The following is a 15,169-nucleotide window of genomic DNA, read 5'->3' as shown; positions in this document are numbered from 1 at the left end:
GGCAGATCACCGGTCACCTCCGAGGGACGACTGCGGGGTCGAGACACCGGCGGTGGTCTCGGTCTGGGCGCCGCCGTAGGCGTTGGACCCGGCCGTGGCCCGGTCGCCGCCGTCGCCGCCCTCGTGGATGGCCCGCCACACCCGCTCGGGGGTCAGCGGCATCCGGATGTCCGCCACACCCAGGTGCCGGACGGCGTCGAGCGCGGCGTTGACCACCGCCGGGGTGCTGGCGATGCAGCCGGCCTCGCCCACGCCCTTGGCGCCGATCGGGTTGCCCGGCGCCTCGTGCACCGTGTTGCCGGTGTCGAAGTGCGGCAGGTCGGCGGCCGACGGGACCAGGTAGTCGACGAAGGTGCCGGTGGTGAGGTTGCCGTCGGCGTCGTAGACGGCCTCCTCGTACAGCGCCTGCGCGATGCCCTGGGCCAGGCCGCCGTGCACCTGCCCCTCGACGATGAGCGGGTTGACGATCGTGCCGACGTCGTCGACGCAGGCGTACTTGCGGATCTTCACGAACCCGGTCTCGGTGTCGACCTCCATGGCGCACACGTGCGTGCCGTGCGGGAAGGAGAAGTTGACCGGGTCGAAGGTGGCGTCCGCGTCGATCGAGGGCTCGATGTCCTCGGGGTAGTCGTGCGCGGCGAAGACGGCGAGCGCGATCTCCTGGATCGACATCCCGGTGCCCGGCGTCCCGCGGACGGTGAACTTCCCGCCGGAGAAGTCCAGGTCGTCCTCGTTGGCCTCGAGCAGGTGCGCGGCCACCCGGCGGGCCTTGGCGATCACCTTGTCGGCGGCCTTGACCACCGCGGTGCCGCCGACGACCAGCGAGCGCGAGCCGTAGGTGTCCATGCCCTTGTGGGCGACGGCGGTGTCGCCGTGCAGCACCTCGACGTCCTCGAACGGCACGCCGAGCTGGTCGGCGACCAGCTGGCTCCACGCCGTCTCGTGGCCCTGGCCGTGCGGCGTCGAGCCGGTGACCACCTCGACCTTGCCGGTGGGCAGCATCCGGATCGACGCCGACTCCCAGCCGCCCGCGCCGTAGGACAGCGAGCCGAGCACCCGGGAGGGCGCCAGGCCGCACATCTCGGTGAAGGTGGAGAAGCCGATGCCCAGCTGCACCGGGTCGTTCGACTCGCGCCGGCGGCGCTGCTCCTCGCGCAGCTCCGTGTAGCCGAGCAGGTCCAGCGCCTGCTGGGTGGCCGAGTCGTAGTCGCCGCTGTCGTACTCGAGGCCGGCGACGGTGGTGAACGGGAACTCCGCGGCGTCGATCCAGTTCCTGCGCCGCAGCTCCAGCGGGTCCATGCCGAGCTCGACGGCGAGCTCGTCCATGATCCGCTCGACGGCGAAGGTGGCCTCGGGCCGGCCCGCGCCGCGGTAGGCGTCGGTGGGGACCTTGTTGGTGAAGACGCCGTCGCACTCGAAGCGGTAGGCCGGGAACTTGTAGATGCCGGGGAACATGAACGCGCCCAGCGCCGGCACGCCCGGGGTGATCAGCCGCAGGTAGGCGCCCATGTCGGCGAGGATCCGCACGCGCAGGCCCTTGACGTCGCCCTCCCGGGTGGCGGCGACGTCGACGTACTGGATCTGGTCGCGGCCGTGGTGGGCGGTCATGAGCGACTCGCTGCGGGTCTCGGTCCACTTGACCGGCTTGCCGAGGCGGCGCGCGATCAGCAGCGCGAGGACCTCCTCGGGGTTGACCTGCAGCTTGCCGCCGAAGCCGCCGCCGACGTCGGGGGCGACGACGCGCAGCTTGTGCTCCGGGATGCCGGTGACCATCGCCAGCATCACCCGCAGCACGTGCGGGATCTGGGTGGCCGACCACAGCGTGAAGTTCTCGCCCTGGGGCTGGACGACGACCGAGCGCGGCTCCATGAACGCCGGGATCAGCCGCTGGTTGACGAAGCGTCGGCTGACGACGACCTCGGCGTCGGCGAAGGCCTGCTCGGTGTCCACGCCCGTGCCGGCCTCGCCGGCGTCGAAGACGAAGTGGTAGCTGGTGTTGGTGCCGAGCTCGTCGTGCACCAGCTCGGCGCCGTCGCGGACGGCCTCCTCCATGTCGAGGACCGGCGGCAGCGTCTCGTAGTCGACGTCGACCAGCTCGACGGCGTCGGCGGCCGCGGTGCGCGAGCGGGCGACGATGACCGCCACCGCCTCGCCGACGTGGTTCACGCCGTCGACGGCGATCGAGGGGTGGCCGGGGTTCTTCATGTCCGGGGTGACCGGCCAGGCGCAGGGGATGGAGCCCTGCTCGTCGGCGAGGTCGCGGCCGGTGAACACCGCGACGACGCCGGGGGCCTCCTTCGCCGCGGAGACGTCGATCGAGGTGATGCGGGCGTGCGCCACGGGGCTGCGCACGACGCTGAGGTGCAGCATCCCGGGCAGGACCATGTTGTCGGTCCAGGTGGTGCGCCCGGTGATGAGGCGGGCGTCCTCCTTGCGGCGGCGGGCCTTGCCGACCTCCTTGTCCGGGGCCGGGGTCTGGGTGGTGGCCGCGTCCTCGGTGACGGTCATGCCTGCGCCCCCAGGGTCTCGGCGGAGCCGGACATCTCCCCCGCGGCCTGCTGCACGGCGCGGACGATGTTCTGGTAGCCGGTACAGCGGCAGAGGTTGCCCTCGATGCCCTCGCGGACCTCGGTCTCGCTGGGGTTCGGGTTCTCCTCGAGCAGGTCGATCGAGGCCATGATCATCCCGGGCGTGCAGTAGCCGCACTGGAGACCGTGCATCTCGTGGAAGGCCTTCTGCACCGGGTGCAGGGCGCCCTCGCTGCCGATGCCCTCGATGGTGGTGACCTCGGCGCCGTCGGCCTGGACGGCGAGGACGGTGCAGGACTTCACGGCCCGCCCGTCCAGGTGCACGGTGCAGGCCCCGCAGTTGCTGGTGTCGCAGCCGACGACGGTGCCCACCTTGCCGAGGGCCTCGCGCAGGTGGTGGACCAGCAGGGTCCGGGGTTCGACCTCGTCGGTGTAGGTCACGCCGTCGACCCTCATGCTGACCTGGGTCATGGATCCTCCGCTCCGTTGCAGGGGGCGATCGCGCCCGGCTCCGCGGGCGCTCCGCGGCGGAGTCTGTCAACGGCGGAGTGACTTAGGCCACGCTTACCTCTGACCGGGTGACCTGCCGGTCCGCAGGTGCGGAGACTGCTCGCTCATCCCTCCGCGGACGCGGCTGGATGCACGCTCGTGCGCCGCAGCGGAGAGGTTGCAGGGCCGTTGCAGCGCGCCTCAGGCGGCGACGGCGCGCAGCTCCCGCCGCCGCAGCGCCGCGCTGCCGGCCAGCGCGACCAGGCCCAGGACCGCCAGCATGACGCCGACCAGGCTCGGCGCGGTGTAGCCGTACCCGGCGGCGATGACCACGCCCCCCAGCCACGCGCCCAGGGCGTTGGCCGCGTTGAGCGCCGAGTGGTTGAGCGCGGCGCCGAGCATCTGCGCCTCCCCGGCGACCTCCATCAGCCGCAGCTGCAGGCAGACGACCAGCGTCGACGCGGCGACCGCCAGCAGGAAGATCCCGGCCAGCAGGGTGGGGCCGGTGGCGGCGGCGGGGCCGACCAGGGCCAGCAGGACGGCGAGCGCGACGAGGGTGGCGACCAGCGAGCGGAACAGCGCGATGTCGGCCAGCCGCCCGCCGAGCGCGGTCCCCACGACGCCGCCGATGCCGAAGGCGAGCAGCACCCACGGGACGACGCCGCGCGAGAGGCCGGTGACCTCGGTTGTCAGCGGCGCGACGTAGCTGTAGACGGCGAACATGCCGCCGAACCCGACGGTGGCCACGGCCAGCGTGAGCAGGACCTGCGGGCGGCGCAGCGCGCCGAGCTCGGCCCGCACGCTGGCCTCGCGGGCCCCGGGCGTGGAGGGGACGACGGCGAGCACGGCCGCGACGGTGAGCGCGGCGAGGACCACCACGGCCCAGTAGGCCGAGCGCCAGCCCAGCGTCTGCCCGAGCCAGGTGGCCGCGGGGACGCCGGCGACGTTGGCCACGGCCAGCCCGAGCATCACCGTGCTCACCGCGCGGCCGCGCAGCGACGGCGGCACCAGCGACGCGGCGACCAGTGAGGCGACGCCGAAGTAGGCGCCGTGCGGCAGGCCGCTGACGAACCGGGCCAGCAGCAGCGACGCCGACCCGGGGGCGAGCGCGCTCAGCGCGTTGCCGGCCAGGAAGGCGGCCATGAGCCCGACGAGCAGGGCGCGGCGGGGCAGCCGGGCGCCCAGCGCGGCGATGACCGGCGCGCCGACGACGACGCCGAGCGCGTAGGCGGAGATGACGTGGCCCGCCGTCGGGATGTCCACGCCGACGCCGTCGGCGATGTCGGGCAGCAGCCCCATCGTGACGAACTCGGTCGTGCCGATCGCGAACCCGCCGAGCGCGAGCGCGACCAGCGCGACGGCCACGCGCGGCGTGGCCAGGGACGGGGTCGCGGGAGCGGGCGGGGCGGCGGTGCTGGCACTCACGTGACCCTGCCAAGTGGACGTCGCCGGTCCGTATTCCCCGGGGTGGCGGAGACGACCGTTCCCGCCCCACGCGCCCCGGGGTCAGGCGCGGGAGGTCCGCCGCAGGGCGAGCAGGTGGGCGGCGACCGCGCCGCGGCGTGGGGACCCGGCCGGCAGCGCCTCCAGGCAGGCCTGCCAGGCGGCGGCGTCGTCGCGGGCCTCGGGCAGGGCGGTCCAGCGCAGCAGCAGCTCGGGCCGGCGGCTGGCGACCACGGCGCCCCGCAGGGCGGTGACGAGGCGGCGCCGGGCGAGGGCGACGCCGGGCGCGGTCGAGCGGGGCAGGACGGGGCCGGGGTAGCGGTCCAGCGCCGCGGCGACGGCGCCCCGGTCGAGCAGCCGGCGCACCGCCTCCAGGTCGGTCTCCAGCGGGCGCAGCAGCCGGTAGGGGCGCGAGCCGACCAGGTCGTCGCCGACCAGCCGGCGCAGCCGGGACAGCTCGGCGCGCACGGTGACCGCCGCGGTGTCGCCGGCGTGGCACTCGGCGGCCAGCTGGTCGGTGCTGCGGCCCTCCCCCGCGGCGGCCGCCTCGGCGAGCAGGAGCAGCAGCTCGGAGTGGCGCAGCGAGAGCTCCACCGGGCCGCCGGGCAGGGTCAGCCGGGCGCGCTCGCGGCCGAGCACGTCCAGCCGGGGCGCGGCGGGCCGCACCGGCGGCGCTGGCCGGGGGCCGCGGGCGGCGTCGCGCTGCTCCTCGCGGTGCAGCCAGCGCAGCTCGGACTCGACGGCGGCCACGGTCGCGCGGACGAGGGTGAGCACGTGCGGGCTGGCCACGTGGTCGCCGCCGGTGACGTCGATGGCGCCGAGCAGCGCCCCGGTGACCGGGTGGTGCACCGGCGCGGCCGAGCAGCTCCACGGCTGCACCGGGCGGCGGTAGTGCTCGCTGCCGTAGATCTGCACCGGGTGGTCGAGGGCGAGCGCGGTGCCGGGGGCGTTGGTGCCGGCGACCTCCTCGGACCACCGGGCGCCGGCGACGAAGTTCATGGTCTCGGCCAGCGAGCGCAGGCGGCGGTCGCCCTCCACCCACAGCATCCGGCCGTCGGCGTCGGTGACCGCGACGATCATCCGGTCGGCCTCGGCGTCCTCGACCAGCAGCCGGCGGATCACCGGCAGCACCGGGGCGAGCGGGTGGGCGGCGCGGTAGGCGGCCAGGTCGTCGTCGAGCAGGTCGACCGGCGGGCCCTGCCCGTCCGGGTCGACGCCGCTGCCCAGGCTGCGCCGCCAGGAGTCCCAGACCACCGACCGCACGTCCGGCAGGGGCGGCGGGGCGCCGCGCGTCACCAGCGTCTCGTGGGCCGCGCGGAGGCGGCGGGTCAACCCGGGCGTGGGACGCCCCTCGGGCAGCGCGAGCCACGGGCTGGCGCCGGTCACGGCGTTCTCCCCTGGCTGAGAGTCATGGCCCGCCCATGGTGACCCGGATCGCACGATTGCACCAGGCAACGGTCCGCAGCTCAGACACGGGGCGGCGCCGCCGGGAGCAGCGCGGCCGGGTCGCGGCGGCGCAGCGCGCCCGCCCACAACCCCGCGCCGTAGGCCAGGTCCTCCAGCCGGCGGGCGGCGGCGAAGCGCACCGGGTCCACCTCCGCCCGGTGCGGCCACCAGGCGAGGACGGCGTCGGCGGCGGCGACGGCCAGCGCGGTCCGCCGCGCGCGGCGGGAGACCAGCGCCGCGGCGGCGGTCAGCGGCCAGTGGTGCCGGGTGGCCGAGCGGGCCAGCGTGCGGCCGGCCGCGGCCGTGCCGCGCAGCACCAGCGCCGCGGCCAGGCCGTACGGCGGCCGGCGGCCCGGGCCGGCGACGCGGTGCGCCAGGCGCACCGTCGCGTCGCCGAGGACGGCGGCCGCCAGCACCCGGCCCCCGCGCCCGCCGGCCAGCGCCAGGACCAGCGCGGCGGCCGACCACGGGCTCACGACCACCGGCGCGACGGCGCGGCCGTGCCGGGCTGCCAGCGGCGCCGCCCCGGTGCCGTAGACCGCCCGCCGGCGCAGCCACGCCCCGGTGGCCGAGGGGTGCTCGTGGTCCACGCGGGCGGCCGGCTCGTAGCGCACCCGCCAGCCGGCCGCGGCCAGCCGCCACACCAGGTCGACGTCCTCGGCCACCCGCATGCCGGCGTCGAAGCCCTCCCCCAGCGCCGCCCGCCGGACCAGCAGCGCCGCGCTGGGCAGGTAGGACAGGCCCGACAGCGGCGCGACCGGCCCCGGGTCCGGGCCCATGTCCAGGGCGCTGACCGCCGTCTCGTAGGCGGTCACCCACCCGGGGTCGGCGGCCGGCAGGGCGGTGATCCGCGGGGCGACGACGGCCAGCCGCGGGTCGGCGAGGTGGGGGAGCAGCGTCGCCAGCCAGCCGGGCCGGGGCACGCAGTCGGAGTCGAGGAAGGCGACGGCGTCGGTCGTCGCGGCGCGCAGCCCGGTGTTCCGCGCGGCGGCGGGCCCGAGCGAGCGGTCGTGCCGCAGCACCTCGGCCCCGCCCGCGGCGGCCGCCGCCGTCGTCGCGGCGGTGTCGGCCGAGCCGTCGTCGACGACGAGCACGCGCACGGCGGCGGTGTCCGGGTCGGCGCGCAGGGCGGCCAGGAGGCGGGCGACGCCGGCGGCGCGGTCGCGCACCGGGACGACGACGGTGACGCCGTCCGGGCCGGGCGCGGGGCCGGCGGGCTCGGGGACGGCGACCCCGGCGTCCTGCAGGCGCGCCGCGAGCGCCGCCGACGCCGGGCCGGTGACGACGAGGCGGTCGCCGGCGAGCAGGTCGCGCGCCCGCGGCGCCAGGCGCAGCAGCCGCAGCGGCGAGCCGCCCAGCAGCGCCGCGCCGTCCTCCAGGCGGCGGGCGCGCGGGTCCAGCCGCACCGCCCAGCCGTCGGGCAGCCGGGCGTCCGGTGGCGGCGGGAGGCTCACCCGGCCAGCACGTCGTCGGTGGTGGTGACCTCGACCAGCGGCGCGTAGAGGCCCATGAGGTCCAGCGCCTTCCGGTGGTCGTCGTCGGTGCTGCCGGCGCAGGCGTCGGCGACCACGCGCACCGGCACGCCGGCGTCGGCGGCGGGCAGCACCGTGGAGACGACGCAGCAGTCGGTGGCCACACCGGCCACGGTCAGCGGCCCGGCGCCGACCACCTCCGCCAGCTCCGGGCCCCACTTGCCGAAGGTGGTCGCGGTGAGCACCCGGGCCGGGCCGGGGTCCTCGACCAGGTCCCACAGCGGGGCGTCGGGCGGCTGCAGCGCGAACGGGAACCGCTCGTAGTAGTCGACCCAGGCGCCGGCGGGCTCCCGCGGCGCCACGAACCGGGTGAGGACGACGCGGTCGCCGAAGGCGGCCACCAGGCGCCGGATGCGGGGGCGCACCTCCTCGTAGCGGGGCGCCGCCCACGGGGAGCCGGGGTCGGCGAACACCCGCTGCGGGTCGACGACGACCAGCCAGCCGGAGGGGTGCGTCACGGCCGGACCCTAACCGCCCGCGGTGCTGCGGCCAGGTTTGGTCAGGCTAGCCTTACCCGGACCGACCGAAGGAGACCGTCCATGTCCCGTCCCCTGACCCGGCGTGCCGCCCTGGCCGCGGCCGCCCTCACCACCGCCGCGGCGCTGGCCGCCTGCGGCTCCGACGACGGGGGCTCGACGGCGGACTCCTCGGCGTCCTCCCCCGCGGCCGGCGGCGACGGCGCCTTCCCCGTCACCGTCAGCACCGCGTTCGGCGACGTCGAGATCGAGGAGGAGCCGCAGCGCGTGGTGGCCCTCGGCTGGTCCGACGCGGAGACGGCGCTGGCGCTGGGCGTGCAGCCGGTCGGCGCGAGCGACTGGCTCGGCTTCGGCGGCGAGGGCGTCGGCCCGTGGGCCGAGGGGCTCTACGACGAGGCGCCGGAGGTCATCGAGACGCTCGAGCCCAGCCTCGAGGCGATCGCCGCGCTGGAGCCCGACCTCATCCTCGACACCCGCTCCGACGGCACCCAGGAGCGCTACGACTCCCTCAGCGCGATCGCGCCGACCGTCGGGATCCCCGAGGGCGCCGAGCAGTACGTGACCACCTGGCAGCAGCAGCTCGAGCTGGTCGGGCAGGCGCTCGGGAGGAGCGACGAGGCCGCGCAGCTGCAGAGCGACCTCGAGCAGCGCTTCGCCGACGCCGCCGCGGCCAACCCGGCGTTCGACGGCACCGAGGTCGCCGTCGGCGCGTACACCTCCGAGGGTTTCGGCGCCTACGTCCGCGGCGACACCCGCGTCGACTTCATGGAGGCGCTGGGCTTCGCCAACAAGCCGGCGATCCAGGACCTCGCCACGGAGAGCTTCTTCGTCCCGGTCTCCGACGAGCAGGTCTCGCTGCTCGACGCGCCGCTGACCGTCGTCTTCCCGATCTTCGTCGACCCGGCGCAGATCACCTCGAACCCGCTGTGGCAGACGCTGCCGTCGGTGCAGCAGGGCAACGCCGTCGTGCTCGAGGACGAGACGCTGGTGAGCGCCTTCTCCAGCGGCTCGGTCCTCGGCACCCGGTACGCCCTCGAGAACGCGGTGCCGCTGTTCGCGCAGACGCTGCAGGGCTGACCGGCTCAGTACGCAGGAGGCCGTCCCGGCACCGCCGGGGCGGCCTCCTGCGTCCGCACCGCACCCCGGCGCAGCGCGAGCGTGCCGAGCAGCCCGACGAGGAAGGCGGCCAGCACGCCGAGGTTGGCGAAGGCCCAGTCGCCCTCGCGGCCGCCGAGGCCGAGCGGGCCGAGCAGGTAGCCCTGCCAGTCCAGCCAGCCGGCGTAGGTGTTGGTGACCAGCCCCCAGCCGAGCACGGTGCCCACCCCGAGCAGCACCAGCGGCACCGGCGGGACGGCGCCGTAGCGGCCGCGCGCGTCGTAGAGGTCGGGCTCGGCGTAGTGGCGGCGGCGCGGCGCGAGGTCGCCGAGGAAGATCCCGCACCAGGCGGCGATCGGCACGCCGAGGGTGATGAGGAAGCCCTGGAACTGGACCGAGAAGCTTGCGTCGGCCAGGAACACGACCCAGATCGCGCCGAGCACCATGAGCGTGCCGTCGATGCCGGCGGCGACCGGGCGGGGCACCCGCACGCCGGCGGCCAGCAGCGACAGCCCCGACGAGTAGATGTCCAGCAGCGCGCCGCCGACCAGGCCGAGCACCGCGACGACGACGAACGGCACGAGGAACCAGGTCGGCAGGATCGCGCCGAGCGCGCCGATCGGGTCGGCGCCGATCGCGCCCGACAGCTCCGGGTCCGAGGCGGCCAGCAGCAGGCCGGTGCCCAGCAGGACCACGGGGGCCAGCGCGCCGCCGAACGTCGTCCAGCCCACGACGCCGCCGGTCGACGCCGTCCGCGGCAGGTAGCGCGAGTAGTCGGCGGCGGCGTTCACCCAGCCGAAGCCGTAGCCGGTCATCGCCAGCACGAGCGCGCCGACGACGGCCGCCGTCGAGCCGCCCGGCACCGCGGTCACCGCCGACCAGTCGACGTCGTCGGCCACGAGCACCACGTAGACGACGGTCAGCACGCCGCTGACGACCGTGATGACGGCCTGCATGCGCATGATCGCGTCGAAGCCGAGCACGCCGCCGGCCACGACCAGCGCGGCGACGACGAGCAGCGCGACGACCTGGGTCGCCGTCCCGCCGCTCCACCCCAGCTGCCCGAACACCGTCGCCGTCGCGAGGGTGGCCAGGCTGACCAGCACGGTCTCCCAGCCGACGGTGAGGACCCAGGACAGCGCGGCCGGGACCCGGTTGCCGTGCACGCCGAACGCGGCGCGGCTGAGCACGAGGGTGGGCGCCGAGCCGCGCTTGCCGGCGATCGCGACGAGCCCGCAGAGCAGGAACGAGACGACGATGCCGACGGTCCCGGCGACCAGCGCCTGCCCGGCGGAGATGCCGAAGCCGAGCAGGAACGAGCCGTAGGCCAGGCCCAGGACGCTGACGTTGGCGCCGAACCACGGCCAGAACAGCTGGCGCGGCCGGCCGCGGCGCTCCTCCTCGGCGATGACGTTGATGCCGTTGGTCTCGACGGCGCCGCGCCCCGCGGTCACCTCCGCGCCCCGGTCGACGGCCGGCTGCTGGGTCATCGGCGGCTCCTCCCCGTGTCGTGTCCCCGCCATCCTGGCGCGCCGGGGGGACGGCGGCCCGCGGGACTAGTGCAGCCGCCCGTCGTCGCCCACGTCCCAGCGGGCCACCGCCGCCGCGAGGCGGACCGCCAGGCCGGCCAGCAGGCGGGAACCCTCCTCCGCCGAGGCGCCGGCCGGGTCACCGAGCACGCCGGTGGGGCTCACCCCGCGCATGCCCTCGGCACGCAGCCGGGGCAGCAGCTCGCCGATCGGGGCCGTCACGCCGGCGACCAGGGCACCGGACCGCACCGACGCCGGTTCCACGTGCAACAGCAGCGAGGTCTCGGTGCGCCCGGCGTGCGCGTCGCCACCCGGGACGCCGCAGGGGAACCAGGCGGCGTCGCGCCCCTCGGCGCGCAGCAGCGGCACGGCCCGGCGCAGCGCGTCGAGGTTGCCGCCGTGCCCGTTGACGACGAGCAGCCGGCCGGCCCAGCGGCAGGCCGAGCGGCCGTACTCGACCAGCAGGGTGGTCAGCGCCTCCGTGCCGATCGAGACGGTGCCGGGGAAGCCCTCGTGCTCGCCGCTGGCTCCGTAGGGCAGGGCGGGGGCCAGCACGCCGTCGAGGTCCGCGGCGCGCGCCACCGCCCCGGCCACGACCGTGTCCGTGGCGAACGGCAGGGCGGGCCCGTGCTGCTCGACCGAGCCGAGCGGGACGACCAGCAGCGGGCGCTCGGGCAGCTCCGGCCACGCGGCGCCGGCCAGGTCGGGCACCGGGTCAGCCTAGGCAGCTCCCCCCGCGGCCGGGCGGGTCAGGCGGGGACGGCCTCGGTGTCCACGGGCAACTGCCACGGCCGGACGACGAGCAGCAGCACCGCGATCGCCACGACCAGCGCGGCCAGGACGACGACGCCCATGGCGACCGCGTCGTTGCCGAGCACGCCGACCAGCGGCGCCACCGCCGCGCCGACGCCGAACTGCACCGCGCCGAGCAGCGCCGCCGCGGTGCCGGCCGCCTCGCCGTGGCGGGCCAGCGCGAGCGCCGGGGCGTTGGGCAGCGCCAGGCCGGAGGCGAACAGCACCGCCCACAGCGGCAGCGCGATCCCCCACATGCCGCCGGTGCCGGTGCCCGCGAGCACGAGCAGCACCGCTCCCGCGAGCGCGCCGACGACGACGCCGGCCACGAGCACCTGCGCCGGGGAGAACCAGCGCAGCACCACCGGGTTGAGCTGGGTGGCGGCGATCAGCCAGACCGCGCCGGCGCCGAAGAGCAGGCCGAACTGCTGCTCGTCCAGGCCGAACTGGTCCTGGAAGACGAACGAGGAGCCCGACACGTAGCTGAACAGCCCGGCCATCGTCAGGCCGGCGACCAGCACCAGGCCGACGTAGGCCCGGTCGCGCAGCAGTTCGCGGTAGCCACGCAGCGTCCCGGCGACGCCGCTGCTGCGCCGCCGCTCGGCCGGCAGCGTCTCGCGCACGGCGAACCAGCCGACGGCCAGCAGCGCCAGGCCGTAGACGGCGAGCAGCAGGAACACGCCGCGCCACGAGGTGACCCGGAGGACCTCCCCGCCGACCGTCGGCGCGAGCACCGGCGCCGCGCCGAGGACGAGGAACAGCCGGGAGAGCATGGTGGCCGCGGCCCGTCCCTCGAACAGGTCCCGCACGACCGCGAGCGCGATGACCGCGCCGGCCGCCGTCCCCACGCCCTGCAGGAAGCGCAGCGCGCCGAGCACCGCGATGGACGGCGCGACGAGCACCAGCAGCGAGGCGACGACGTGCAGCGCCGTCCCGGCCAGCAGCGGACGGCGGCGGCCCAGGGCGTCCGACAGCGGCCCGAGCACCAGCTGGCCCAGCGCGAGGCCCACCAGCGTGCCGGTGAGGGTCAGCTGCACCGTGGCCGAGCTGGTCCGCAGGTCGTCGGCGATGGTGGGCAGCGCCGGGAGGTACATGTCCACGGTGAGCGGCCCGAGGGCCACGAAGGCGCCGAGGGTGAGCGCGGTGCGGGCGGTCCCGGGCCGGTCGGGGGTGGTGGCCGGCATGGTCGCCGGCCGGTCCTGGATCGTCGTCACGACGTTGCCCAAGGCAACCGGCTGCCGGTCCATTCCGGGACGCCGGGGTGTCGCCCGTGTCGCGCGCCCGATCCGGGGAAGGGCAGGGGCATGACCACCGACTCGCAGGACGCCATCGCCAAGGTCGCCGGGCTCATCAAGGGGCAGAGGTTCGGCTTCCTCACCACGACCATGCCCGACGGCCGGCTGACCAGCCGGCCCATGGCGCTGCAGGAGGTCGAGTTCGACGGCGACCTCTGGTTCTTCGCCGAGCACGACGCCCCCTGGCTCGGCCACGTCCAGGCCTCGCCGCAGGTCAACGTCGGCGTCGGCTCGGGCGGCACCTGGGTGTCGCTGACCGGGACCGCGCGCGTCGTCGACGACGTCGCGAAGAAGAAGGAGCTGTGGAACAGCGGCGTCGAGGCGTGGCTGCCGCAGGGGCCCGAGGACCCCTCCGTCGTCCTGGTGAAGGTCGACGGCGACACCGCCGAGTACTGGGACAACCCCGGCAACCGGCTGGCGACGGCGCTGAGCTTCGTCAAGGCCAAGGCCACCGGCTCCCGGCCCGACACCGGCGAGAAGGACGTCGTCGACCTGCCCTGATGGAGGACCCCCTCGTCCCCGGCCCACGCTCCACGCGGGCCGGGACCCTGCGGGGGGGCCAGGGGTACCCAGCGGAGTCCCAGGCAGGTCACCGGGCCCGGTCAGGGACGGCGGTCAGCCTGGGGCACGTCACCCGGAGGTGCCCCGTGCTCACACTCGCCCTGCTCGTCGCCCTGTTCCTGACCATGACCCTGGCCGACCTCGCGCCCGGCCTGCTCCCCGACGGGCCCGGACCCGCCGGGGTCGCCCCGATCCGCTGAGACCTCAGCCCAGTTGCAGCCCGGCCAGCGGGGACTCGTCGCAGGCCTTGGCCGGGACGGCGGGCATGCCCAGCAGCGTGGGCTGGCCGCGGACCGGGCCGGTGTGCGAGTGGTCGAGGTGGCTCCTGGGCGTGACCAGGTCGAGGTCGCGGGCGGCCAGCGCGGTCTCGCCGTACCCCTGCACGCACTCGGGGTCCGGGCCGTCCAGCGGCAGGCCGGTGAAGAACTTGGCCGCCATGCAGCCGCCGCGGCAGGCGTCGAAGTGCGCGCACCTGGTGCAGGCGCCGCCGGTCTGCGGGCTGCGCAGCTCGGCGAACAGCTCGGACTGCTGCCAGACCCGCCGGAAGCCGCCCTCGCCCCGGACGTTGCCGGCGAGGAACTGCTCGTGGATGGCGAACGGGCAGGCGTAGACGTCGCCGACCGGGTCGATCAGGCACACCACCCGCCCGGCGCCGCACAGGTTCAGCCCCGGCAGGGCCTCGCCGTAGGCGGACAGGTGGAAGAACGAGTCGCCGGTGAGCACCCGGTCGCCGTTGGCCAGCAACCAGGCGTAGAGCTCGCGCTGCTGGGCCTGGGTGGGGTGCAGCTGGTCCCAGACGTCGGCGCCGCGGCCCGACGGGCGCAGCCGGGTGATCCGCAGCTGGGCGCCGTAGCGGTCGGTGAGCGCCCTGAACTCGTCGAGCTGGGAGACGTTCTCCCGCGTCACGACGACGGAGACCTTGAAGTCCTCCATCCCGGCCTCGGCCAGGTTCTCCAACGCGCGCACGGCGGTGGCGAACGAGCCGGTGCCGCGGACCCGGTCGTTGACCTCCGCGGTGGCGCCGTCGAGGGAGATCTGCACGTCGACGTAGTCGGTGGCCGCCAGCTGCTCGGCGCGTGCCCTGTCCAGCTTCACGCCGTTGGTGGAGAACTTGACCCCGACGTCGTGGCCGATGGCGTAGTCCAGCAGGTGCCAGAAGTCCGGCCGCACGGTCGGCTCGCCGCCGCCGACGTTGACGTAGAAGACCTGCATCCGCTGCAGCTCGTCGATCACCGCCTCGGCCTCGGCGGTGGACAGCTCGCGGGGGTCGCGCCGGCCCGAGGAGGACAGGCAGTGCACGCACGCCAGGTTGCAGGCGTAGGTGAGCTCCCAGGTCAGGCAGATCGGGGCGTCCAGGCCGTACTCGAACTGGTCGACCAGGCGCCCACCGGTGGGGCGGGTGGCCGGCGCTGCGGGCCGCTGGGGGACGACGGCGGTCATGCGCGCACCTCGATCATCTGGGAACGGGCGAGGTCGGCCAGCGCCTTCACGTAGGCGGGTCGCTGGGCCTCGGGGACGCCGCACGCCACGAGGGCGGCGTCGGCGCTGGGGTGGTCGGCCAGGGTCTCCACCACGCTGACCAGCGTCTTCGACTTGAGGAAGGACAGCTTGCGGTTGCCGAAGTGGTACACCAGCGCCCCGAACGGCTCCGGCCGCAGCGCCACCGACCGGGCGCGCCGCCAGGGTCGGGCCGGGTCGAAGGCGTCCGCGGCCGGAACGGCGGGGGTCACGGGACCGGTCGGCTCAGTAGACGCCGCACATGCCGTCGATGGAGACCTCCTCGACGAGGGACTCCTCGACCAGCGCCTCCTCGGCTCCCGCCTCGGGAGTGGCCGCCTGGGCCACGTCCTGGGTCTCGGTCTGGGCGGTCGTCTCGGGCATGCGGGGCCTCCGGAGGACGGCGGGACGGGATGCGGGGGACGTTAGAGACACCGGGTGCCACCGGCAAGCGAGGGTATGGGCCGCCGGCCGGCGAGGGGCTGA

General features: G+C 75.9%; 14 protein-coding genes. 2 read left to right on the top strand and 12 right to left on the bottom strand.

Features of this window, described 5'->3' with window-relative positions; all coding sequences use genetic code 11:
* Positions 1-6: 6 nt before the first annotated feature.
* The 6 genes from ACI8AB_RS11695 to ACI8AB_RS11670 all read right to left on the bottom strand — a co-directional run bounded on the left by ACI8AB_RS11695 (position 7) and on the right by ACI8AB_RS11670 (position 7,896).
* On the bottom strand, positions 7-2,508 hold the full coding sequence (locus ACI8AB_RS11695; protein WP_456950273.1) for a xanthine dehydrogenase family protein molybdopterin-binding subunit: 2,502 nt from the start codon (positions 2,506-2,508) through the stop codon (positions 7-9).
* Positions 2,505-2,999: a (2Fe-2S)-binding protein gene (locus ACI8AB_RS11690; RefSeq protein WP_456950272.1), complete on the bottom strand. Its 495-nt coding sequence runs from the start codon at positions 2,997-2,999 to the stop codon at positions 2,505-2,507. The genes ACI8AB_RS11695 and ACI8AB_RS11690 overlap by 4 nt, the downstream gene beginning before the upstream one ends.
* A 219-nt stretch (positions 3,000-3,218) precedes the next feature.
* Positions 3,219-4,442, bottom strand: a complete 1,224-nt coding sequence (locus ACI8AB_RS11685) for an MFS transporter (protein WP_456950271.1) — start codon at positions 4,440-4,442, stop codon at positions 3,219-3,221.
* An 81-nt stretch (positions 4,443-4,523) separates the two neighbouring features.
* Positions 4,524-5,846 (bottom strand): GAF domain-containing protein, encoded by a 1,323-nt coding sequence (locus ACI8AB_RS11680; RefSeq protein WP_456950270.1) that lies wholly within the window; start codon positions 5,844-5,846, stop codon positions 4,524-4,526.
* Positions 5,847-5,926: 80 nt separating this feature from the next.
* Entirely contained in the window at positions 5,927-7,360 is a 1,434-nt protein-coding gene (mftF, locus tag ACI8AB_RS11675) for a mycofactocin biosynthesis glycosyltransferase MftF (RefSeq protein WP_456950269.1), read from the bottom strand.
* Entirely contained in the window at positions 7,357-7,896 is a 540-nt protein-coding gene (locus ACI8AB_RS11670; protein ID WP_387991624.1) for a cysteine hydrolase family protein, read from the bottom strand. Before ACI8AB_RS11670 ends, mftF begins: the two co-directional genes overlap by 4 nt.
* Positions 7,897-7,977: 81 nt before the next feature.
* Between ACI8AB_RS11670 and ACI8AB_RS11665 the strand changes: the two genes are divergently transcribed.
* Positions 7,978-8,991, top strand: a complete 1,014-nt coding sequence (locus ACI8AB_RS11665; protein ID WP_456950268.1) for an iron-siderophore ABC transporter substrate-binding protein — start codon at positions 7,978-7,980, stop codon at positions 8,989-8,991.
* A 5-nt stretch (positions 8,992-8,996) separates the two neighbouring features.
* On the opposite strand, the gene ACI8AB_RS11660 is transcribed toward ACI8AB_RS11665, so the two are convergent.
* The 3 genes from ACI8AB_RS11660 to ACI8AB_RS11650 form a co-directional block, all read right to left on the bottom strand.
* Complete coding sequence (locus ACI8AB_RS11660; protein ID WP_456950267.1) at positions 8,997-10,499, bottom strand: purine-cytosine permease family protein; 1,503 nt, start codon at positions 10,497-10,499, stop codon at positions 8,997-8,999.
* Between the two features lie 66 nt (positions 10,500-10,565).
* Complete coding sequence (gene mftE, locus ACI8AB_RS11655; RefSeq protein WP_456950266.1) at positions 10,566-11,249, bottom strand: mycofactocin biosynthesis peptidyl-dipeptidase MftE; 684 nt, start codon at positions 11,247-11,249, stop codon at positions 10,566-10,568.
* A 38-nt stretch (positions 11,250-11,287) separates the two neighbouring features.
* The gene (locus tag ACI8AB_RS11650; protein WP_456950265.1) at positions 11,288-12,544 is read right to left on the bottom strand and encodes a multidrug effflux MFS transporter; all 1,257 of its coding nucleotides are present in this window, start codon (positions 12,542-12,544) and stop codon (positions 11,288-11,290) included.
* 90 nt (positions 12,545-12,634) lie between these two features.
* On the opposite strand from ACI8AB_RS11650, the gene ACI8AB_RS11645 reads away from it, so the two are divergent.
* Positions 12,635-13,126 carry a pyridoxamine 5'-phosphate oxidase family protein gene (locus tag ACI8AB_RS11645; RefSeq protein ID WP_456950264.1) on the top strand — a complete coding sequence of 164 codons (492 nt, stop codon included), beginning with the start codon at positions 12,635-12,637 and terminating at the stop codon, positions 13,124-13,126.
* Positions 13,127-13,390: 264 nt separating this feature from the next.
* Here the strand turns inward: ACI8AB_RS11645 and mftC are convergent, their stop codons facing one another.
* The 3 genes from mftC to mftA are packed head-to-tail and all read right to left on the bottom strand — an operon-like array spanning position 13,391 to position 15,067.
* The gene (mftC, locus tag ACI8AB_RS11640) at positions 13,391-14,626 is read right to left on the bottom strand and encodes a mycofactocin radical SAM maturase (protein ID WP_456950263.1); all 1,236 of its coding nucleotides are present in this window, start codon (positions 14,624-14,626) and stop codon (positions 13,391-13,393) included.
* Entirely contained in the window at positions 14,623-14,916 is a 294-nt protein-coding gene (gene mftB, locus ACI8AB_RS11635) for a mycofactocin biosynthesis chaperone MftB (RefSeq protein ID WP_456950262.1), read from the bottom strand. Before mftB ends, mftC begins: the two co-directional genes overlap by 4 nt.
* Before the next feature lie 13 nt (positions 14,917-14,929).
* Positions 14,930-15,067 (bottom strand): mycofactocin precursor MftA, encoded by a 138-nt coding sequence (gene mftA / locus ACI8AB_RS11630; protein ID WP_456950261.1) that lies wholly within the window; start codon positions 15,065-15,067, stop codon positions 14,930-14,932.
* Between the last annotated feature and the right edge of the window lie 102 nt (positions 15,068-15,169).

This window comes from Geodermatophilus sp. SYSU D00698 (assembly GCF_054050335.1).
This window is presented reverse-complemented; position numbering and strand designations above follow the sequence as displayed.

Bases quoted from the DNA above. Each gene is read 5' to 3' on its own strand.
- ACI8AB_RS11665 (WP_456950268.1), top strand. From the start codon at position 7,978: ATGTCCCGTCCCCTGACCCGGCGTGCCGCCCTGGCCGCGGCCGCCCTC.
- mftC (WP_456950263.1), bottom strand. From the start codon at position 14,626: ATGACCGCCGTCGTCCCCCAGCGGCCCGCAGCGCCGGCCACCCGCCCC.
- ACI8AB_RS11660 (WP_456950267.1), bottom strand. From the start codon at position 10,499: ATGACCCAGCAGCCGGCCGTCGACCGGGGCGCGGAGGTGACCGCGGGG.
- ACI8AB_RS11690 (WP_456950272.1), bottom strand. From the start codon at position 2,999: ATGACCCAGGTCAGCATGAGGGTCGACGGCGTGACCTACACCGACGAG.
- mftA (WP_456950261.1), bottom strand. From the start codon at position 15,067: ATGCCCGAGACGACCGCCCAGACCGAGACCCAGGACGTGGCCCAGGCG.
- ACI8AB_RS11695 (WP_456950273.1), bottom strand. From the start codon at position 2,508: ATGACCGTCACCGAGGACGCGGCCACCACCCAGACCCCGGCCCCGGAC.
- ACI8AB_RS11645 (WP_456950264.1), top strand. From the start codon at position 12,635: ATGACCACCGACTCGCAGGACGCCATCGCCAAGGTCGCCGGGCTCATC.